Origin of the sequence: Bacteroides sp. 1001136B_160425_E2 (assembly GCF_015559655.1) — a bacterium.
Taxonomy (GTDB): domain Bacteria; phylum Bacteroidota; class Bacteroidia; order Bacteroidales; family Bacteroidaceae; genus Bacteroides; species Bacteroides luhongzhouii.
On the sequence record NZ_JADMQH010000006.1, the window covers coordinates 1 to 21,400 of the forward strand.

Annotated in this window: 18 protein-coding genes; 13 read left to right on the forward strand and 5 right to left on the reverse strand. The window is 40.8% G+C overall.

What is annotated here, in order from left to right; all coding sequences use genetic code 11:
- Positions 1-139: 139 nt before the first annotated feature.
- The 3 genes from I2I04_RS07235 to I2I04_RS07245 all read right to left on the reverse strand — a co-directional run bounded on the left by I2I04_RS07235 (position 140) and on the right by I2I04_RS07245 (position 2,992).
- Positions 140-940 (reverse strand): Swt1 family HEPN domain-containing protein, encoded by an 801-nt coding sequence (locus I2I04_RS07235; RefSeq protein WP_143260066.1) that lies wholly within the window; start codon positions 938-940, stop codon positions 140-142.
- Entirely contained in the window at positions 921-1,712 is a 792-nt protein-coding gene (locus I2I04_RS07240; protein ID WP_118465591.1) for a zinc ribbon domain-containing protein, read from the reverse strand. Before I2I04_RS07240 ends, I2I04_RS07235 begins: the two co-directional genes overlap by 20 nt.
- Before the next feature lie 275 nt (positions 1,713-1,987).
- Complete coding sequence (locus I2I04_RS07245; protein WP_143260067.1) at positions 1,988-2,992, reverse strand: beta-ketoacyl-ACP synthase III; 1,005 nt, start codon at positions 2,990-2,992, stop codon at positions 1,988-1,990.
- 892 nt (positions 2,993-3,884) lie between these two features.
- Here I2I04_RS07245 and I2I04_RS07250 point away from each other — a divergent pair.
- The 13 genes from I2I04_RS07250 to I2I04_RS07310 all read left to right on the forward strand — a co-directional run bounded on the left by I2I04_RS07250 (position 3,885) and on the right by I2I04_RS07310 (position 19,117).
- Entirely contained in the window at positions 3,885-4,292 is a 408-nt protein-coding gene (locus tag I2I04_RS07250) for a hypothetical protein (RefSeq protein ID WP_143260068.1), read from the forward strand.
- Positions 4,293-4,404: 112 nt separating this feature from the next.
- On the forward strand, positions 4,405-4,812 hold the full coding sequence (locus I2I04_RS07255; protein WP_143260069.1) for a hypothetical protein: 408 nt from the start codon (positions 4,405-4,407) through the stop codon (positions 4,810-4,812).
- 3 nt (positions 4,813-4,815) lie between these two features.
- Positions 4,816-6,120, forward strand: coding sequence for a DUF3440 domain-containing protein (locus I2I04_RS07260; protein WP_143260070.1), 1,305 nt, complete (start codon positions 4,816-4,818; stop codon positions 6,118-6,120).
- Entirely contained in the window at positions 6,117-6,659 is a 543-nt protein-coding gene (locus I2I04_RS07265) for an IbrB-like domain-containing protein (protein WP_004300435.1), read from the forward strand. Before I2I04_RS07260 ends, I2I04_RS07265 begins: the two co-directional genes overlap by 4 nt.
- 492 nt (positions 6,660-7,151) lie before the next feature.
- Positions 7,152-7,484 (forward strand): hypothetical protein, encoded by a 333-nt coding sequence (locus I2I04_RS07270; protein WP_223225922.1) that lies wholly within the window; start codon positions 7,152-7,154, stop codon positions 7,482-7,484.
- Between the two features lie 74 nt (positions 7,485-7,558).
- Positions 7,559-7,924 carry a hypothetical protein gene (locus I2I04_RS07275; protein ID WP_143260071.1) on the forward strand — a complete coding sequence of 122 codons (366 nt, stop codon included), beginning with the start codon at positions 7,559-7,561 and terminating at the stop codon, positions 7,922-7,924.
- A gap of 21 nt (positions 7,925-7,945) precedes the next feature.
- A complete protein-coding gene (locus I2I04_RS07280; RefSeq protein WP_143260072.1) occupies positions 7,946-8,518 on the forward strand; it encodes a DUF3575 domain-containing protein in 573 nt (190 codons plus the stop codon).
- A gap of 8 nt (positions 8,519-8,526) precedes the next feature.
- Positions 8,527-10,038: a DUF3868 domain-containing protein gene (locus I2I04_RS07285; protein WP_195654685.1), complete on the forward strand. Its 1,512-nt coding sequence runs from the start codon at positions 8,527-8,529 to the stop codon at positions 10,036-10,038.
- Between the two features lie 57 nt (positions 10,039-10,095).
- On the forward strand, positions 10,096-11,808 hold the full coding sequence (locus I2I04_RS07290) for an Mfa1 family fimbria major subunit (RefSeq protein WP_195654686.1): 1,713 nt from the start codon (positions 10,096-10,098) through the stop codon (positions 11,806-11,808).
- A 277-nt stretch (positions 11,809-12,085) separates the two neighbouring features.
- Positions 12,086-13,084, forward strand: coding sequence for a FimB/Mfa2 family fimbrial subunit (locus I2I04_RS07295; protein ID WP_195654687.1), 999 nt, complete (start codon positions 12,086-12,088; stop codon positions 13,082-13,084).
- 2 nt (positions 13,085-13,086) lie between these two features.
- A complete protein-coding gene (locus tag I2I04_RS07300) occupies positions 13,087-14,199 on the forward strand; it encodes a fimbrial protein (protein WP_195654688.1) in 1,113 nt (370 codons plus the stop codon).
- Positions 14,200-14,240: 41 nt separating this feature from the next.
- Entirely contained in the window at positions 14,241-15,848 is a 1,608-nt protein-coding gene (locus I2I04_RS07305; RefSeq protein ID WP_195654689.1) for a fimbrillin family protein, read from the forward strand.
- A 44-nt stretch (positions 15,849-15,892) separates the two neighbouring features.
- The gene (locus I2I04_RS07310; RefSeq protein ID WP_195654690.1) at positions 15,893-19,117 is read left to right on the forward strand and encodes a fimbrial protein; all 3,225 of its coding nucleotides are present in this window, start codon (positions 15,893-15,895) and stop codon (positions 19,115-19,117) included.
- A gap of 93 nt (positions 19,118-19,210) precedes the next feature.
- Here the strand turns inward: I2I04_RS07310 and I2I04_RS07315 are convergent, their stop codons facing one another.
- Both I2I04_RS07315 and I2I04_RS07320 read right to left on the reverse strand, forming a co-directional pair.
- Positions 19,211-20,170 (reverse strand): hypothetical protein, encoded by a 960-nt coding sequence (locus I2I04_RS07315; RefSeq protein ID WP_195470485.1) that lies wholly within the window; start codon positions 20,168-20,170, stop codon positions 19,211-19,213.
- 236 nt (positions 20,171-20,406) lie between these two features.
- A complete protein-coding gene (locus I2I04_RS07320; protein WP_143260080.1) occupies positions 20,407-21,366 on the reverse strand; it encodes a hypothetical protein in 960 nt (319 codons plus the stop codon).
- Between the last annotated feature and the right edge of the window lie 34 nt (positions 21,367-21,400).

Here is a 21,400-nt window from a genome sequence, read left to right on the forward strand (position 1 = left end):
TTATTTTAGATTACCCCCGTTTTGGCCGTCAAACCGTTTTTTGGGGGGAATGCTTAAAGATACAAAAAAGGCAACTAACTCGCAATGAATTAGTTGCCTTAAATTTTCCTATTTCAGGAATATCCCTATTTATAAATAATCAGATGGAAAGCTTCTTAAGTTGTTTACACCAATCTTGAAAATATAAAATTAATCGATTTATATCATTTTTATCAGGTATAATGCCATTATGCGCAATAATATTTCTAACTCTTTCAAGCTCTTCAAATCGTAGTTCTATGAATTTTAAATCAGCAATAAAGGGCGTGAATAAATTTTCGTATTTTCGTATAATTTTTAATAAATCGCTCCAATCCAAATAAAATAGAGGGGATGTCCCTCGTTGGCAAATCCATTTCAGTTTTTGCTCACGCGACATGCGTTCTTCTACTTTCTTTTTAAAATCTGTATTTTTTATAATATTCCACCAGTCCTCACCAAAATTTGATGAAAATATTTTTAATATAAAATGCCTTGCAGAATTTTCAAAACAAAAAATAATTAGATACAATTCTGCCATTTTATGAGCATTTTCAATATCTGTATTTTCTAAAAAAGGAGTATTTTCTAAAGATATTTGGAGTTGAATTTTCGTTTCATCTTCAAATAAATGGTTGAATTTCTGGTCTAATACCTCAAGAATAGCTCTATTGAGTTTATAATTACCATTTTCACCCTTTGTTATTCTTTTATCTAATCTTAAATGTTCCGATAATCGAAATTTATTATATTCTGGCAAGTGAGCCTGTTTAAAATAATTATTTATTTCATTTATAGATATTGAATTTCTATTTGATACCTTTTGGTGATACCAAATTATTAAAACAGCAGCATCTATTTTTTTCTTTTGAAATGCAATTTCAGAAGCTTTGCAAAAGTCATCAAATTTCAGTTTCATCATTACTTTCTTTCTTTTTTCCTCTCTTGCTTGTACGTGAAGTACCTAATTTCCATTTATCTTCTATTTCAGGATTTAGAACTTCTAATAAAAATTCTTTAGCCGCATCTCTTCCCGGAGCCTTTAGTTCAACTTTATCTTCCTTTACACCTACTAAATTATTATTAATTAACCAAGTACGCCAATTGGAATCTTCTAAGCTCGCATCTCTTAAAATTTTAGTTAAATCTATTCTTTGAACTTCTTCAATACCTAATTTATATTGATAATACATAAATAGCAATGTTAATCTTATACCCGCATCTCTTTTAGATTTGGCTTTCAATCTTGTTTCTTGTAAGGATGTTTTTCCATTGCTATTTTTGAATACTTGATTAAGTTGTTCCAATTCATCGTCTACGACTTCTACCGTATCTATATTCTCTCCTTCACTACTATTATGAGGAAGTAAGCTTGCAGAGATTTGTGTCTTTGATTTAAATGTATTTTTAACAGGTAATTTGTCGTTTATAATCAATCCAATAGCTTCACCTATACTACCACCAACTGTATCAGTAAAGCATGCTTTAAAAGAACGTGAATTTTTAGTCTCTGAAAATTCAATAGTATTCATATTTGCATTAACTTCTATATTCAATGCTTTTCCACAATTAATACATACCTTTGCATTGGGAAAGAGAGGTTCATTACATTCTATACACCTAATTTGTTGGGTACAAAATGGGCAAAATTTAGCGTTATCTGGTATATTCTGTTTGCAATAAATACATTCCATAACAATCTGAGTGTTTAATTAATAGCACAAAGATATATAATTTTTAGATATGTTAAAGTCTTTATTATGCAATATTTCATTAAATGCCTTGTTTTCGCAGAAAATTATTATCTTTGCAACAACTCAAACAACCACCGCAACACCAAGCAATCTAAAGAATTGCACACGTGGGGTTATTAGTGGGAGAAAGAATTAAGAGCTTGCTAAGATATTGAATATGTGAGGAATAAATCTAAGGTTCATCTTCCGTACGCACCGCATCTAGAAAATAATTGCTATCTCTTTTTTCCATCATATCCCCATTTTATATAAATGGCTCCCCAGGCAAATCCAGCTCCGAATGCGGTGAGAATCAGACTATCTCCTTTTTTGAGTTTATCTTCAAAATCCCAAAGGCAGAGTGGAAGAGTGCCTGCACTGGTATTGCCGTATCGTTCGATGTTAACCATGACCTTTTCGACAGGAACTTCCAAACGTTGTGTTACGGCAGTAATAATACGTTGATTAGCCTGATGGGGAATCATCCAGTCGATATTGTCTTTGCTTAGATGGTTTCTTGCAATAATAGATTCACAAGCATCTGCCATGTTAGATACTGCATATTTGAATACGGTGCGTCCTTCTTGGTAGATGTAGTGCATTTTATTATCCAATGAATAATAAGAAGGGGTGCATACGGAACCACCGGCTTTAATATGTAAAAAAGGTAATCCTTTACCATCTGTTCTTAACACAGCATCCATAATACCTAAATCTTCAGTAGTAGGTTCAAGCATGACGGCTGCTCCGCCATCGCCAAAAATCGGACAAGTTGCCCGGTCAGTATAGTTTATTATTGACGACATCTTTTCAGCACCTACAACTACCACTTTCTTGTAATTTCCGGAACGGATAAAATTGGCTCCTGTCTCCAATGCATATAAAAAACCACTGCAAACGGCCTGTATGTCGAAAGCAAAAGCTCTTTTTAGTTCCAGTCTCTCACATAAAATAGAAGCAGTGGAAGGAAGGCGGTAATCAGGAGTTGTTGTAGCTACAATTACCAGATCAATATCATCTGGACTTGTGTGGGTACGTTTTATCAATTGTTTGACAGCTTTACGAGCTATGTAAGAAGTTCCCAGTCCTTCATCTTTCAGAATACGCCTTTCCTTAATGCCAATACGCCCCATAATCCATTCATCGGTGGTATCTACCATTTTGGATATCTCATCATTGGTTAAGATATAATCGGGTACATATCCTCCGACTCCTGTAATTACTGCGTTTATATTTCCCATTTGTTTTATCTAGTTTGGTAAATTGAATAAGGAGGTTGATTCAAAAATAAGAATGCGGGCGCAAATATATGGAAAAGAGACTGAAATCCAATACTAGTTTGTAATACTGTAGCCTTTTTAATTAATAAAAAAGAATATTTGACCAAAATCTGTCTAAAATTTTAATTGACTACCTTTGTATAAGGTAATTGACTATCGTAAACGCTTGATTAATAGAGAATCGTGAGTGTTGTATGGATTAGATAATCTTTCGATAATACTTTCATCGTACATCTTATTGAAGAAATACCGCGTGCGACTGCGTTTCCAACCCCATAATTTTACCCAATGAGCGATGGACATTACAGACTCACCCTTCCGACATTGAAATGTGTACTGGTGATGTGATATTCCACAGTACTATAATTGACATGGTTAATACCAAAATAAACGCGTCAAAGTATCCTGTTGCATTTTTAGTTACTTTTATTTGCTCTTCGAATAAGACTTTAGGGAGGAGAAGGTATCTCTTAAGTATTTCTGCTAGTAGATTTAATTATGTTTTGGCGGAATGCTTTCACTGCTGAACAATTATGCTGATAGCTGGGAAAATAAGCTACTGTCACTTCAGACAGTACATGGCAGCCATGAAGCAGTCAGTCAAAAGATGGATTATCCATTGTTTAAAATATTTAAATATTATGCAAAAATATAATTCGTTTCACCGGAAGGAAAAAACGATCTTATAATGCTGGTAATTTAAATGTGTTATAAGTATGAATATTTTTTAAATAAAAATCTAATTATTTAAACAATCTTCTCTATATTTGCAGGTGAAATTAAATTTTATATGGCGTTTTGCCATTTTAATAATCAGTAATGTCAAGCCGTTTATATATAACTAAATTTTATAATATTGAAAGAAATAGAGACCATAAAAGATCGTTTACAACGAAAGCGAGAACACTACATCCATCAGGAAGAGAAAATGGAACAAATGAAATGTACAATGCAAAATACTGGTGAGGAAATAGAGCAACTGGAATATGTTCTTAGTGAAATGGAACATATATCGGATATGCATCGTGAACCACGACTAATTCTCAAAGCCAAAGTGGGAGATGTGTTTGCATATCTCTGCCGGGTGTTTGAGTTTTTGCAGCATCGTTTAAAGCTGCATTTCAAATATAAACTGGCATGTGAAGTCATCTTTGCCCGTTATCAATATCAAAGTCGGTCGCATACTCCCAGGCGGGAATATCAAAGTTTTGCTACCATATTGACTTATTTTATACGTGAAAGAGGAATGACGGACGAGTGATTTCAAAAATATCGAAATATAGAGATAATAACATGAAAAACAAATGTTTTAGGAACAGAAATGACGGATTTGATATTTTTTCCTTATTTTTGTGTGTCCATTTTTGAATGATATGATACAGATAATACGATTAAAAGGAAAAGATAAACACTTATATCGGCTTCTGGCGCCGATGGTGATGGATCCCGAAGTGATACGCGCAAACAATAATTACCCTTTTAAGACGGGCGAAGAGTATGTGTGGTTTATTGCTATTGAAGATAAAGAAGTGGTGGGCTTCCTACCGGTGGAACAGAAAAATCGGAAGAAAGCTGTAATCAATAATTATTATGTGAAGGCAGAAGACACCGAACGGGAGGAAATCCTGTCGCATTTGTTGCCTGCCGCCATTGCGGAATTCGGGCCTGAGAGCTGGTTGCTCAATTCGGTCACACTGGTACAAGATAAAGAAACATTTGAAAAGTTTGAATTTGTATCCATGGACAAGAAATGGACACGGTATGTAAAAATGTATAGATAACTTATGACGAAAAAGAAAATAGCAGGCACAAAGAATGTATATGAATTAGCACAAGAACGACTGAAAGTTATATTTAATGAATTTGATAATATATATGTGTCATTCTCTGGAGGTAAAGACAGTGGGGTACTGCTGAATATGTGTATTGACTATATTCGGAAGAATAAGCTGAATATACGTCTGGGAGTTTTTCACATGGATTATGAAATCCAGTATAAAATGACCATCGACTATGTAGACCGGATACTGGAGGCTAACAAGGATATTTTGGATGTGTACAGGGTGTGTATTCCTTTCCGTGTGGCTACCTGCACTTCGATGTATCAATCCTTTTGGCGTCCCTGGGAAGATAATAAAAAGAATATATGGGTTCGTTCCATGCCTAAAAAGGCAATGACCAAAGATGATTTTCCTTTTTATAATACAACCATGTGGGATTATGAGTTTCAGATGCGTTTTGCGCAATGGATACATAACAAAAATGACGCAGTACGCACTTGTTGTCTGATCGGAATCCGTACACAGGAAAGTTTCAACCGGTGGAGATGTATCTATATGAGCCGCAAATTCCAGATGTATCATAAATACAAATGGACTTCAAAAGTCGGGAATGATATTTATAATGCCTATCCTATATTCGACTGGAAGACGACGGATGTATGGACGGCCAATGGAAAATTCCAGTGGGATTATAATACTTTATATGACCTTTACTATCGTGCTGGAGTCAATCTGGAGCGTCAGCGTGTAGCGAGTCCTTTTATTAATGAAGCGCAGGAGAGCCTACAACTTTACCGGGTGCTTGATCCTAATACTTGGGGCAAAATGGTCGGAAGGGTGAACGGCGTGAACTTTACCGGTATGTATGGCGGTACTCATGCGATGGGATGGCAGTCGGTGAAACTTCCCGAAGGATATACATGGCGCGAGTTTATGTATTTCTTGTTGTCCACTTTGCCGGAACGGGCGAGGAAAAACTATCTCCGTAAACTTTCAGTAAGCGTGAATTTCTGGCGGACAAAAGGCGGATGCCTGAGTGATGCCACCATTCAAAAGCTGATTGATGCGAAAGTACCGATTATCGTTATGGACAACAGTAATTACAAAACGTTGAAAAAACCGGTACGTATGGAGTATCAGGATGATATTGACATTCCGGAATTCAAAGAAATACCTACGTATAAGCGAATGTGTGTTTGTATTCTCAAGAATGATCATGCCTGCAAATATATGGGATTCTCACCTACAAAGGAGGAGATGAGTAAGAGAAGCCAAATTATGGAACAATATAGAATCATAGTATCATGAGTGTAGATAAAAGCCCTGTTTACGAGGTAAAAGCGGTACCCGTAGAAAAAGTATATGCGAACGATTATAATCCGAATGTCGTTGCACCGCCTGAAATGAAGTTGCTGGAACTCTCTATTTGGGAAGATGGCTTTACGATGCCATGTGTATGTTACTACAATAAAGATGAAGACCGTTATATCTTGGTGGATGGTTACCATCGCTATACGGTATTGAAAACTTCCCAACGAATCTATAAGCGTGAAAACGGTTTGTTGCCGATTGTGGTGATAGACAAAGACTTGTCTAACCGTATGAGTTCGACCATCCGGCACAACCGTGCGCGTGGAATGCATAACATTGAACTGATGTGCAACATTGTTGCAGAGCTTGACAAAGCAGGTATGTCCGATCAATGGATAATGAAAAATATTGGTATGGATCGTGATGAATTGTTGCGCCTGAAACAAATTTCAGGACTTGCAGATCTGTTTGCTAATCGCGAATTCAGTATTCCTGATGAGGTAGCACCTACGGAAACTGAGCGTAAAACCTTATAATCTGATAGTTATATATATACAGAAATTGAACATTCTGTCATTTAGGCGCAAATTATGCAAGTTATTAGCCTATTTTGTTGTATAAAATAGCTATGCCTTTTGTCTAATTTGTGCCTGAGTTGTGTCTAAATGACACGGAAAACTATAACTTCCCTCCATTGTCCAAGTTTTTATGAAAGAAACTTGTGAATTTTAAAATGTTCGCATATCGAAAGAAATGAGAATATTGAATATTTTTGTTGTGAATTTCGTAACCTCGTTATTCGCTACCTGCATAATTAGCCCCTTTATTCTGAGTTGATTCTCTGTAACAGAAATGAATACAATTTTGTATCTCCTTTAATATTCCGAAATTTGCAATATGAGATTTGGACAAAAATATTGTCCTGAGAGAAAAGCAAAAAGAGAAGTAAGAGATATACGAAAAGTAGAAGAAAGTACATTAGAGAATTGATGAGAGAAATAACAAGACTTACAACCAGTTTTTTATATTTGATTTTTTTATTATCTGCGGTGGGGTGTGTGCAGGAGTTGAATGTGATTAGCATTCTCATCCAATTAACACCGGAGGTGACAACTTGTGCGGATATATATGCCAGGTTGTTGACTAAACCGTTGAGCAATTCTTTGCTTTGCCTTCTGTCTTATAGTGATACTCAAGAATCTATCCCCATGAATTATATTATGTATGAGTCCGGCATTCAGAACAACACCTGTCTGAACATTCAAGGGACTTACAAAAGTCAAGACTCTTATTACAAGATACCGATAGTCACTTCCATTGGTCTGGTGATAACACCGGTAACAGTTGGGAGCTCTGACTAGCTGATGTGGTATGAAGGAAGACAAAGAGAAACAGGTGGTAAGATGATATGTATATAACATTAAAAACAGGAAATTTGGAAAAAGAAGTTCATATTAGACAAAGGAAAGCTGTTCCTGCTGCGGGAAGTACGCTTCAGCTCATGCCTACTGGAAATTCAAATTCAGAGGTGTATGAAATCAACTATTTCTGCCTTACGGGCGAAGTGGATGAAAGTGCTAAAAATTGGATTCGCCTGTATTCTTCCGTAATGCCGGAAGAACATACAGGAGAAGAACGCATTATCGTTGAAGACGGTAAGATATACATTAAGGTATTGCCCAATATAGAGGCGGATTCCAGAAACGGAATCGTACATCTCACAACAATGGTATCTTCCGCTAGAACGGGTATCAGTAATGTGCAACGCATAAAAATAGATGTTACTCAATTAGGGCAATAAACAACAGTAAATGTGATATAAATGAAGAAAGTTGCTATACTCATATTATTCATGCTCGGATGTGCTATTTCCGAGGGGCATGCCCAGAAGGTTGCGCTGAAAAGCAATCTGTTGTATGATGCTACTACTACCATGAATTTGGGGCTGGAGATCGGACTGGCGCGTAAATGGACGCTGGATATTCCGATCAATTATAATCCGTGGAAACTTTCCGACGGCAAACGTCTCCGTCATTGGGGAATACAACCCGAGGTCCGTTACTGGTTTTGCGAGAGTTTTCGGCGTATGTTTGCCGGAATACACGGACATTATGCCGATTTCAATGTAGGAGGGTGGCCCGACTGGTCTTTTATCAGTAACAATATGCAGCATACGCGTTATCAGGGATATCTTTATGGCGGTGGCTTTTCCGTAGGATATTCGTGGATTCTGAAAAAGCGCTGGAGCATAGAAACGTCTGTTGGAGTGGGATATGCGCACATTGTATATGATAAGTATCCTTGCGCTACCTGTGGTACGAGATTGAAGGAAAGCAGCAAAAACTATTTCGGGCCTACTAAGGCAAGTGTGTCACTTATTTATGTAATTAAATAATGAGGAATATGATAATAAGAAAAATAGGTTTCCTTGTGTGTATGTTGGTGGTTTGCAGCCTGAATATAAACACAGCTATGGCTCAGTCCCGCTCTTACGAAGGTGGCATTACTGTGAATCCTGTGCGGTTGGAACAGAAAGGTGAATTTATTCATGTCGATATAGATTTTGTTTTGAATAATGTGAAAGTGAAATCTGCCCGGGGAATGGATTTTATTCCGCGGCTGGTGACTCTCGGACGCACTCAGAATCTTCCGAAAGTTTCTATTAAAGGTCGTGACGAGTATCTGGCGTATGAGCGTGAGCTTGCGTTGATGAGCGCCAAAGAGAAGAGAAACTACGAGAAGCCATATATAGTGGAAAAAGCTGGAAAACTAAGAAATGATACGATTCGGTATCAATATCTGGTTCCGTTCGAATCATGGATGAAGGATGCGCGTCTGGACGTGCAGCGTGACGAATGTGGTTGCGGTGAAACGACATTGATGAACATAGAGGAATTTGGCAAAGTGACGTTGGAACGTGTATGGACGCCTTACATAGTGGCTCCTCAGTTTGCTTATCTGCAACCGAAAGCGGAAGAAATCAAGCAACGTGATATTCAAGCGGAATGTTTTCTGGATTTCGAGGTGAATAAAGTCAATATTCGTCCTGAATACATGAATAATCCTCAGGAACTGGCTAAAATCCGTAAGATGATCGATGAACTGAAGTCCGATCCGAATGTGAAAGTGAACCGTCTGGATATTATCGGTTATGCTTCTCCAGAAGGAACATTGGCAGCGAACAAGCGTCTGTCTGAAGGGCGGGCCATGGCGCTTCGGGATTATCTGGCATACAGATACGATTTTCCGAGAAACCAATACTACATTGTCTTTGGAGGTGAAAACTGGGACGGACTGGAGAAGGCGCTTGAAACAATCGAATTGGAATATAAAGATGAAGTGCTGGATATTATCAGGAACATACCTATTGAAAAAGGAAGAGAAACAAAACTGATGCAACTTCACGGCGGAACGCCTTACCGGTACTTGTTGAAGTATATTTTCCCAAGTCTGCGTGTGGCTATCTGCAAAGTGAATTACGAAGTGAGGGATTTCAGTGTGGAGGAAGCGAAAGAGATTATCAAGACGCGCCCGCAGAATCTGAGCTTGAATGAAATGTTCCTGGTAGCTAATACCTATCCGACAGGCTCGCAAGAATTTATTGATGTGTTCGAAACGGCTGTCCGGATGTATCCGCAGAGTGAAATTGCAAATATAAATGCTGCTACTGCCGCTTTATCACGCAATGACTTGGTTTCGGCCGAACGTTATCTGGGTATGGTGAATTCGAATAAGAAATTGCCGGAATATAATAATGCTATGGGAATATTAATGTTAATGAAGGGAGATTATGAATTATCGAAGAAGTATTTGAAGGTTGCAGAGCAGTCAGGTCTGGATGCAGCTAGGGGCAATCTGGAAGAATTAGTCAGGAAGAAGGCTAATGCTGCCGAAATGAGAAAGAATAGTAAGTAAAACTTACTGATTAAGTGGGAAATTATATATGTATTAATTCTAATAATTTTTTGTATTATGCTAAAGATTAAATCAATTTTAGTTTCGTTGCTGGCCGTTGCGGCATTGGCAAGTTGTTCAAATGAGAATTTGGAGGAAAATCCCGGAGTTGATGGGGGGATAGGTTATGATGTAGCCTACGTATCAATTAGTATGACTAATCCAAAAGTACCGGGTTCACGTGCTTCTGGCGAACAACCGGCTTTGCCGGCGGAAAGCGAGATTAAAGAGCTTTATGTGATTACGTTCAATGCGAGTAAAGTGGTGACTAAGGATGCAGATGCAACTAAGTATGCCACGATATTAGGAGCCGGTTCTTTCGGGACAAATAGTGGAGTTACGACTCCGAATACTCCGATAAAGGTGGGTACGGATACTAAATATCTGCTTGTTATTGCCAATCCGGGTTACCAATTAAAGAGTCGTTTGGATGCTATTGCAGTAGGTGCAACATATGCTACCATCAATACAATGATTACAGTTCCTACACAGAGTGGTAAGCCTAACAATGCTTATCTGGTAGAGGAGGTTGTGCACTCCAATGGTTGTGCAATGATTAATGTCGGATTCTTCGATGATTCCGATTCAAATCCAGACAATCATGCATGGAAAGAAGAATGTCTGCTCGATGTATCGGACAAGATTATTTTGGCCAGCAACTATAAAACGGAAGCGCAAGCTCTGAATGCGGCGAAAAGTAATCCGGCTACTCTTGAAATAGAACGCCTTGCCGCAAAATTGGAGGTTATGATTGGCAGTTCATTAGAAGTCGGGCCTTTTGCAGATGTAACAAATGCCAGTCTTGGACAGTTTGATTTTGGAAATTGGACTATAGACTACTACAACTCTCTGTTGTTTCCTTTTGCAAAGAAGACTACCACAGCATCGTCTCATACTACCGGATTCTATAAAAGTAACTTCTATACAGTCGACCCTAACTTTACGACTGCGGGTGGAACCGAATATCTTACAGGTATTGTCAAGAATACACTTGATGCTAACCGCGAACCTCTGGTAGAATGGGTTGCTGAAAGTGTGACTGCGGGTGATAATTACAAATACTGCATTGAGAATACGATGGCCGAAGGATATCAGAAGTTCGGTGCAGCTACGCGTCTGGTGCTTAAAGGCAAGTATGCCCCTTGGAAGGATGATAGTGATTTTTCTTTAGGAGATGACTGGTATCGTCTTCCTAACGGAACTAGCTCTGTAAACTTCAAGAATTTTGCCCTGTTACTAGCTGCTTATATAGAGGCTAAAACTAAAGAAACAAACACGCAACCTATGACTGCTCAGGAGAAACTCTTGGTTTCGGCATGCGAACTGTTTTATAACCAGATAAAATCTGAGCTTACCACCTCTGATCCGGGTAGTTTCGCTCTTCTTACGCAGACTATTATTGACGACAACAATATTCAGAATGGTGGTGAACTATGCAAAGAAGAAGGTTGCATCTATTGGTATCCAAAGAGTCTCAACTATTACTACTATGAGATTCGTCATGACAATACAGCTGACTCTTACATGGAGTACGGAAAATACGGTGTAGTGCGTAATAACTATTACACGCTTACGCTGACAAAGGTGAATGGTAACGGTACACCGTGGTATCCAGGTGGTGGTCCCGAAGATCCGGATGATAATGAAGATATCGATAAGTTGGGTGCTTATCTCCACTTTGAGATTAAAGTTGCTCCGTGGATATACTGGACTACAAATTTCGAAATCTAAATAAACTCTTTGCTTTCAAAGAAAACAGGGCAGTGCAGACTGCCTGCCCTGTACTTTTTTTAATAGATATTCCGTGCGGAACAGACCGCCGAAAAAAGTAAAAAACAAGCCGGTGACAGGCTTCCCAAAAACAGCACTGAAATATACCGGCGCATCCGAGATGCAATGAAATACAAAGCGCGCCCCAAAAAGAGGAAATAACCGGAGGTCACTAAATGGAGATCTCTGACAATATAAAATGGCAAACCGATAGGGTTGCCCCCTAAAAGAAAAAGATATGTTCGGAAAAACTAAATCGCTGTTCCTTATCGTTGCTTCGATGCTATGTATGGCTTCGTGCGACAGTATACGCGAAGACCTGCCACGGTGCGAGCTTTGGTTGGAATTTGTATTCGACTACAATATGGAATATGCGGATGCATTTAATCCGCAGGTTAAATCGGTGGATGTACTTGTGTTCGACAGCGATGATAAATTGCTTTTCACCAAAAGTGCCGAGGTTGCTGGGCTGGTTGGTGGAAACCGGATGTCGTTGACCGACGAGCTCGATTTCGGAAGTTATAAAGTACTGACCGTCGGAAATCTGTCTGACAGATTCCGGCTTTCGGACCATGCAGGTAATAAACTGGCACCGGGAACAACCACCCTCCAACAGGTCATTGTATCCCTGAAGCGGGAGACGGATGTTGTTAATTTCGAGTTTCAGCATCTTTACTTCGGAGAGGTTGTGGAAGTGGACCACCTGCCATCCAGTACCGACCATAAAATTTATCCGGTGAACCTGATACGCGACACCAATCGGTTTAATCTCGCGTTAATGGGATTTGAGGAAAAAGCAGTGGATGGTACGCAATATACATTTGAAATTCAGGCGCCGGAAAATGCAGTTTATTCCTGGAAAAACGAACCCGCAGGACAAGGGCCGGTTACTTATGTACCTTATTATACAGGTCCGGGTGAAATATCCGACGTGGTTATGTCCGCACGCTTGAACACGATGCGTTTGCTCAACAGAAGCGGATGGAATTATAAATTTATTATAAGGAATGCGGATACCGAAGCCGAGGTCTGGAGCTACAATCTGATGACACTCCTGAGCATTGCCCGGCCGGTTTCCCGTTACGATGGAACGGAACTCCCCTTTCAGGAATATCTTGACAGGCAGAGTGAATGGAACCTGATATTTACAATTGTTGAAAAACCCGGAGGAGGATTCCTTCAAATTGGTATTGTCGTGGGGACCTGGATTTATTGGCTCCACGGGATGGAAGTTTAAGAATGAGAAAAAAGCTATTACATATCATTTGTCTGGCATCCACCATCCTTTTGTTCTCATGCAGTAGAGAAGCTGATGTGGCTTATGAGTTGCCTGCCCATACTACCCGGGCGCAACTTAGCATCGACTTGGTGAACAATGGGGATGTGGAACAACAGGAGAAGATAAACTCCATGCGGTTTATCGTATTCGGCAGCACGCCCGGTGGTGTGAGGCTGGATGTGAATGAACACATCCTGTTGAGTACTCCGGAGACAGCTACTGATATAGATGCGCAACTTCTCGAAGTGACTTCCAGCAATGATATCCTGGTCGTAGTTATTGCCAACGAACCGCAGAGTCTCACAAGCAAACTTGACGGTATAGCCAATCTTTTGACGTTGCAAGAGATGATTTACGATATCTCCAGCATACTGAACAGTGACGGGCAGATCATTTCGACGACCGGAATGCCAATGACAGGAGTGATCCGGGATATATCCATAGCACCTGATGAAACCAAAACAGTGCAAATGGTGATCGAACGTGCCGTAGCCCGGGTAGATGTCTTTATCGAAGCCATAGACGGCGGAGCGGTGACCGGATATACTGCCGGAAGTACCAGTGTCACCTTGCACAATTTCTCCCACGATAGCTATTTCGTGATGGGAAACGTGGACAACGGCACGCGTGATAACGCCGACTCTTCAAAAAACTACGGAAAAGTGAAGGAAGATGTGTCGGAAAGCAATTTGTTAACGCATAGCTGGACGGCTACGACTACAGAAACCTGGGCATATTCATCGGCTTCCGGAGCTGAAAACCGGAAGTTGCTTTGCTCGTTCTACACAGCCGAACGCCTATTCAAATCGGATTATTCCGACCGATTGTCTATCAGTATGGCTAATGTCCCGAAAGGGCCTTCGGACGTCACCGGAATAACCGAGAAAGTAATTGAAACCGTAACGAAGGTTGACGGCACAGGCAGTCCGACAGCGCAACCTTTTACGGAGATCCGTCGGAACAACGTGTATCAGGTAACGGCACGCGTAGGAAAAATAGGTATTCAGATACTGACGATAAGCGTGGAAGATTGGGGTGAAAGACAAGACATTGACTTGGATATGGGTTTGTAATATCTTTCGCTGATTGTTTTTAATTTCGGAAAAGAAGTAAGATGATAAAGACTATAAATAATATCAGGATGATTATGGCAATGGCTGTCCTTTCGGCTGTCCTCTTTTCGTGTGTCAGAGAAGAGATGACGTGTGATAAGGAATTAATTGTTGTGCAATGTATCGGAGAAGGCGGCTATGTCTACACTCGTGGTGCGGTAATCTCTTCAAATACCGATCTGAAAGAAGAGACTTTCGGTCTTTACGGCTTACTGACTCCCAATGCTTCCGTTCCCCAACCATACTTCAATGCAAGTGCTACGGTTAACGCCGACTTGACAGCCACCATCTCGCCGTTGCAATATTGGCCTGGATTGTTGAATGCGAGCATGAAATTCTTCTCTTGGTATCCGTACAACGATGTGAATGCGCCTGCTGCGAGTTTCACCGATCCCGAAGAAATGGTATTGAATTATACAGCGAATGCATCCGCCGCCAATCATGTCGATGTACTGGCGGCTATATCGGGCCCTGTATGGGTTGAAGGTGTAAATATACACTTCTACCACACATTGACCAAGGTTACCTTTACATTCAAGAAAGTAGCTCCTGTACCGGATGAGGTGACTATCGAGAAAATAGAATTCCAGAATGTGGGAAAAAGCGGTAAGCTTGCCGTGGCTGAAATTCCAACCGTCACGACGAAAAACGGCAAACCGAAGTTTGTCTGGAGCGATGTCGCCACCGGGAAGGTCGCTTCTACTTTCACCGGTAACAAAACGGTGACCGAAGATGCCACCTTGATGGGTGATACATTCCTCATGCTGCCGACCGACGCTTTCTCCGCAACCGCCAAAATCGTTGTTACCACCAACTTTGGCGACCGGGAATTCCTGTTCAGTGATATTATCGCCAAGAACCCGCACTCCTGGGAGTCGGGCGAGTACATCAACTACAATCTTACGATATCCAACGAAACCTATCAGCTTTCAGCCACGCCGCTTGAATGGACGGAAAGCCCGGTGAACGTGATTTTCGATAAACAGTATTATCTTAAATTATCGCAGACCAAGGTCCAGACGGCTGGTGATGGTGTCACTGTCAATATAGAAGCGAAAACGAATTATGATGCCAATCCGGATACGGGTTATCTGCCGGGTGCGTCATTAAACAAAAGTACTATGGATACGTGGCCAACGGTTAATATGACCCAGACATCCCTTTCGGGAGGTGTGTATACGTATAATATCCAGGTTGTGATGCCCGAATTTAATTCTGGAACCGTAACTAAACGGGAAACAGGCTTTTATATCAATGCCGGTAATCTGCGACACCATGTACTGTTGAGTCAGTGGGGAGAAGACGGAGAGTGGTTGACCTCGAATGTAGAATTGGATAGCAGTGATAATGGAACCGGAAATATGCGACGTCGCAAGCTTGTCTTTACTTCGGGCAATCCGGGAACGTGGGAGTGGAAGATAACCCAGATACAGGACCCGGATAGAATTCTGCTTAACAGTGAGACAATGCTCGAAACAAGTGGCGTGAGCGGTGACGCGGTTTACTTCTACTTCAAAGCCGATGCCGTTTCCGGTGATACGGCTATACTCACACTTACCAATACGAATGGTGATAATCTGCCAATAACGGTGACATTGATCGCACCATAATGGAGAATATGTAATATCAAAGTTTAAGGAAAGGAAATAGAAATATGCAATATGGGATTTCAATCATAAGAAAGTGCTATCTTTTGTCTGTTCTGTTGGTGACGGTAGGGCTTACCGGATGCGTACAGGAAGAATTAGGGTCGACACCTTCTCCGGCAGGAAACGGTATCCGGTTTACATTAACGGTTCCCGATGTAAATCTCCCGTCCGTATCTTCGCGTACGATGACCGGAACGGGAACAGCAAAGAAAGAAGACGAAATAGAAACGGTGGATATTCTTGTTTTTGATGTGTCAAAAACACCAGCGGTATTTCTGGAATGGGCCAGCGCTACAGGAGTCACGCAGGACTTAGCTGACAATTCCACTGTGAGTTTCTCTGCCAAACTTCCTTTCACCACCGCATCTACTTGTATTGTGGTGGTGGCAAATAAGGAACTTGACGGAATTGTGTCGGGTTTCACGAAAGGAGTGACTACCAAGGTTCAGGCAATGGAAGCGATGCTCCACACCCAGACCGGCAAATGGCTGGCAGACGGCTCGACGACTGGTGGGTATACGCGGATTCCGATGTACGGGGAGAAGGTAATAAGCAAAATTACTCCTTCGATGGGTCCGATAACCGGCATAAATATGAAACGTATGCTGGCGCGTATTGATATCCATAATAATAGTGTCACTTCGAATTTCACGGTCGAAGAAGTTTACTTGGCCAATTACAATACCACCGGATACATTGCTCCGCCGTGGAATACGAACGGACAGGTTGCTGAACCGGCTCCGGATATTCCGGTTCTCCCTGCGGGAAGCGGTAAAATGACGGAGGAAGGGGACGCAATACTTTATTCCGTAAATGGTAATACACCCTACGATGGGGAGATTTATACCTTTGAATCCCCGGCGGCAGAGGATGCCGGTGGTGCGGGACAAGACGGAGAAGCGAGCCGTAAGGATGCTACTTGCCTGATTGTGAAAGGAAAGATCGGTACGGGTGAATCGACATTTTACCGGGTGGATTTTACCAAAATCGGAAATATAGGAGAGCAGGTGGAATATTTGCCTTTGAAACGAAACCATAAATACATCATTACCATTACCCAGGCGTTGGGAACCGGTTATGCAAGTTTTAGAGAGGCGTTGGCATCCTATACAGTCATGTCCAACCTGAAATTCCGGTTGATACACTATGACCGTGATAAGGTCAAAGATGTAGTCTACAATGGGCAATATATGCTCGGAGTGGGTGAATCGGAGGTCGCTGTAACTCAATACCAGAATAATAGTTATGCCATAGATGTTTTTACTGACAATCCCGGCGGTTGGAAGGCCACCGTTACTGCAGGGAGCGACTGGCTCAAATTTGAAGGTGGAGCCGATGCGGCATCGGGCGTTGCGAACGATGATACCCAACTCAAATTGAAGATTCCTTATTTTAATAATGAAACTATAGGTTTTGAGCGTAAGGCTACTGTTACGTTGACGGCAGGGCGCTTGACTTACAATATTGAAGTGACGCAGTATACGATAGATCCGGGAATTATCAAATTTGTCGATGCATACGGAAATGTGTTGGAGAAAGGTCTTTTTTTCCCGATTAGAAATCCCGATGGTGACGAACTTCCTATCGAACCACAGACGGTGTATGTCATGTTTTCCGTGGATAAGATAGAAGGTAAGCTTTATGGCACTGATGGTATCGATATCGTCCAATATAATGCCGGCGGTTTAATTCCGCAATTAAACAGGACGAACGCGATACCGTTCAGTGAAAGGGTGCAGGCATTTACCATACAGCCTAATCCGCGAAGAGTGGGCGATGGTTCTGCTGAAGAGACAGGCTGGTGGTGGCGTTGGGACTTCATATTGTTCGACCTGTACGATAAGGAGGGATACCTCACTCAAATACAACTCCCCATCAATCAGGGGGAGCTGGAGTTTTCACTCCGATATATTCCCACTACGGTCAATAGTCGTACTTATAAAGTCAATCTGGGTGCGGAACAATATTTGCAATTGTTTGTCAATAACAATTGGGAAATTATGAATATTGAGGAATTGAATATAACGAATGATGATGGTACCGGACTGATTCGGACCGATCCGGATAATGATGTGATTTTAGGCAGAAAGAATGCAGACGAAAAGATGTATGTTGAGTCTATCGTAGGCTTTAATGATGGGAAGGGAGATGATGTGGTTGGTCACGGATACGATTTCAGACTGAAACTTCACCCCGGCAAGTGGAAAGAGGGAAAAAGCGGAACGATAAGAATCACGTTCAGAAATGTAATGCATACCGTAGAGGATGAAGAATTCCCGTTTTATCGTACGATTGACCTTCATATGGTGTCCGAAACCAAATCTTACACAACTGCCGGAGAACCTCTTTTCCATCTTTATCCGCTTCGGTTTGATAACAGGATATATTATCAGGGAGTAGGCGATGCCAAGCAAAGTGTGGGACGGTTGGAAAATGTAGCCGATGCGGAGGAGGTCTGTAGGAATATAGGCGATGGTTGGCGGCTACCTACTGCCAGTGAACTGTTGATGTCATTTGCCTATGAAAAAGCTTTGGGTGGCAATGCGGAGAATTATAATTATCATGACAGTCAGAATATATATGGATGGTATCAAAACTGGACCGGCAACTACTGGTCTTCATCATACTATGAGGCTAAAGGCTCTGGTACACGTTTTTGGATGGAAATGTCGGCAGGTTATTTGGATTCCGCGCCTGTTAGCAATAATAATTATTTCCGTTGCGTGAAGAATAATGTAAATAGCGGAAAGAAGTACCCTTATCTAACGGTAGAATCCTCGGGGGTCACTGTTGTCTCTCGCGATGCCAGTGGAGGAACGGACCCTTCGGTGTTATTTGCTTTAGGTGAAACTCCGGATACAAGTGACGCGATGAATAAGGTTGCTCCTAAGTTTCAGATTGAAAATACCAGTAGTAATGGCAAAACTTGGACGGAAGCAAAAGCGGCATGCGAAAGCAAAGGGAGTGGCTGGCGTCTGCCTACCCAGCGTGAGATGTTTTTGGTACTCAGTATGGGAGGAACTGTTACCAGCATCAAAAACCAAGGTTTCGGTGGTTCAACTACTTGGACAGGGAAGGGATTCGAGAAGATTAGTGCTGTGCACTGGACATTGACTTTACGCGAGGGCAACTATTGGCTGGCCGGACATAATAATGGTGAATTCGGCGCATGGACTACGGATGAATCCACAGATTGGGCTTGGTATCGTTGTGTGCGCACAATAGAATAAAAGCTAAAAGAGCTGTATCAGAATGTTGTTTGTCATCATTCTGATACAGCTTGTCTTTTCCCCCTTTTTTTATATCCTAAAATCTACAATTGTTTACAACGTATTGATAACTTCCAACTGCTTTTGCAAGAAAGCAATACGCTGTGCTTCTCCACTTTCTGATATCAGAATAGAGTGGCGCTTCAACGATTGAATCCAATTGCGTTGCATCTGGCAGATATACGAGCTTTGCGAATCCATCGAATTGATAGAATATACCCGCAGTAGGCTGACTTGGTAATCATGTTTCTCGATATAACTGTAAGTGGCTTCGAAACTGATATTGGACAGATAGAAAGATACCTTCTTGTTTTCGCTGAACTCTCCCTTTATGGACAGATGCTCTACCACGCCAAGTAACTGAAGAAGCTCTTTCTTCAAATGCATGACATCGTTCTTGCTTATCAGATTCAGACTGGCAAAGTACTTGATCTCTTTCACTAAAGAATAAAAGATATTTGTGTCCCAGATGAAAAACGTTTTTGGACACTGTCTTATACTTTCACTCAGTTTCTTATGTACATTGATGATCCGTTCGTCCACAGACATCTCCTCCAAAGAATGTGGCGTCTTTATATCTCCATTCTGATACATCCATCGGCAAAGGCGGAATTTAGACAAATTCTCATAGAAAGAATACAGTGTAAAGGGAAGTGAATTGGATGCAGTATACACCTCCGTCGTATTATCAGTTTTCACAAAGTCGAAAATTTTCAGATAACGATTGATTATTTCGTAGTAACTTTCCAGCACACTGGAAGCATGAAGTAAATTCAGATCGAAAGTTACTTTGTTGGATACATGGCTGCCGACAATCTGGTCGATAGAAATACCTAATTTCTGAGAAAGCAACGCTACTTCGTCTATTGTAAAAGACACCTCACCCCTCAATCTGCGATAGACAGCTTCCTTTCCCATGCATAAAATATCAGCCAAAGTATTAGCCAGATTCATATCTTGAGGAATTCGTTCCCTCATTGTAGATATTAATTCGTTTAGAATACCATTTTTCATTGTTTGTTCCTTTAATTTTAATGTTAATAATCTCAGTGATACATTCTATGCAAAATTACGTCTTGTGTTTGAAAGATTTGTGTGGTAAAACAGAGATGAATGTGCGGGTCTTTTTCTGATTGGGAATCAAGTGGGGATGATGGGAACAGGGAATGAAAAAAAGTAGATAAGATTCTTACCTACTTTCATTTATTGGAACTGAATTTTTTTTGAAGTTCTAATCTGCGAAAATAAAATTAAAGAGCGTCAATAATTTCTCGCTGTTGCTTAAAAAATTGAATACGCTGCATTTCGCCGCTTTCGGATATCAAAGTGGAGAATTTTTTCAGAGATTGAATCCATTCTTTCAAGGTACAGAAAATTTCGTTGTCCATCGTGGTAATGGAGTTGATGGAATAAATACGTATGAGGCTCAGTTGCAGATTATTGGTGTCTACATAGCTATATGTTGCCTCGAAGTTGATATTCGACACATAGATGCGTACACGATTGCCATCGGCTGTCTTGCCATTGATAGCCAGTTCTTCCAGTTCGTCCGCCAATAAGAATAATTCTTTTTTGATTTCTTCTTTCGTTTCGTCGGAGATGAGATGGATGCTGGCAAAGTATTGGATATCGTTGATGAGATGCTGGAAAATCATATTATCCCATATATAGTCTATGGAGTGAATATGTCGTGTCATGGCTACATAGTCTTTTTGGATATTGATCAGTTTCGTTGGAATTTCCAACTCTTCGAAACTCTTGCAATCAATATATTTATTCTGGTACATCCATTTGAATAAACGGAATTTTGCCAGAAGCTCATGCTTCAGATAGAGGGTCTGGGGAATAATATTGGCGGAAGTTCCCATTACAGAATTCGGGTCGTCCGGCATCATATTGATTAGCGAGACATATTTTTCAAGGATATTGTAGTAACTCTCGAACGGGTTGTCATAATCTACAATGTTTATATTGAACATGGCGTTCGATTTGAAGCTCAGTCCTATAACCTTGTCTAGTGATATACCCAGTTTTCTTGAAATAAGAGCCGACTCTTGCAAGGTGAAAGGTACTTCACCGCGCAATCTTCTATATACTGCCTCTTTTCCTATGTATAGTGTGTCCATTAACATATCTGCCAGTTGCCCTTTGAGCGGAAGCTTTTCCTTCATTGCTTCTATAAGGTTTGCATTTGGGTTATTTGTCATCATAATAGTTCTAATAAATAATACTTTTCTATTATAA

Coding starts and splice junctions, on each gene's coding strand:
- I2I04_RS07295 (WP_195654687.1), top strand. CDS start 12,086: ATGTTCGGAAAAACTAAATCGCTGTTCCTTATCGTTGCTTCGATGCTA.
- I2I04_RS07280 (WP_143260072.1), top strand. CDS start 7,946: ATGAAGAAAGTTGCTATACTCATATTATTCATGCTCGGATGTGCTATT.
- I2I04_RS07235 (WP_143260066.1), bottom strand. CDS start 940: ATGATGAAACTGAAATTTGATGACTTTTGCAAAGCTTCTGAAATTGCA.
- I2I04_RS07285 (WP_195654685.1), top strand. CDS start 8,527: ATGATAATAAGAAAAATAGGTTTCCTTGTGTGTATGTTGGTGGTTTGC.
- I2I04_RS07320 (WP_143260080.1), bottom strand. CDS start 21,366: ATGATGACAAATAACCCAAATGCAAACCTTATAGAAGCAATGAAGGAA.
- I2I04_RS07240 (WP_118465591.1), bottom strand. CDS start 1,712: ATGGAATGTATTTATTGCAAACAGAATATACCAGATAACGCTAAATTT.
- I2I04_RS07265 (WP_004300435.1), top strand. CDS start 6,117: ATGAGTGTAGATAAAAGCCCTGTTTACGAGGTAAAAGCGGTACCCGTA.
- I2I04_RS07260 (WP_143260070.1), top strand. CDS start 4,816: ATGACGAAAAAGAAAATAGCAGGCACAAAGAATGTATATGAATTAGCA.
- I2I04_RS07290 (WP_195654686.1), top strand. CDS start 10,096: ATGCTAAAGATTAAATCAATTTTAGTTTCGTTGCTGGCCGTTGCGGCA.
- I2I04_RS07305 (WP_195654689.1), top strand. CDS start 14,241: ATGATAAAGACTATAAATAATATCAGGATGATTATGGCAATGGCTGTC.
- I2I04_RS07310 (WP_195654690.1), top strand. CDS start 15,893: ATGCAATATGGGATTTCAATCATAAGAAAGTGCTATCTTTTGTCTGTT.
- I2I04_RS07245 (WP_143260067.1), bottom strand. CDS start 2,992: ATGGGAAATATAAACGCAGTAATTACAGGAGTCGGAGGATATGTACCC.
- I2I04_RS07255 (WP_143260069.1), top strand. CDS start 4,405: ATGATACAGATAATACGATTAAAAGGAAAAGATAAACACTTATATCGG.
- I2I04_RS07315 (WP_195470485.1), bottom strand. CDS start 20,170: ATGAAAAATGGTATTCTAAACGAATTAATATCTACAATGAGGGAACGA.
- I2I04_RS07300 (WP_195654688.1), top strand. CDS start 13,087: ATGAGAAAAAAGCTATTACATATCATTTGTCTGGCATCCACCATCCTT.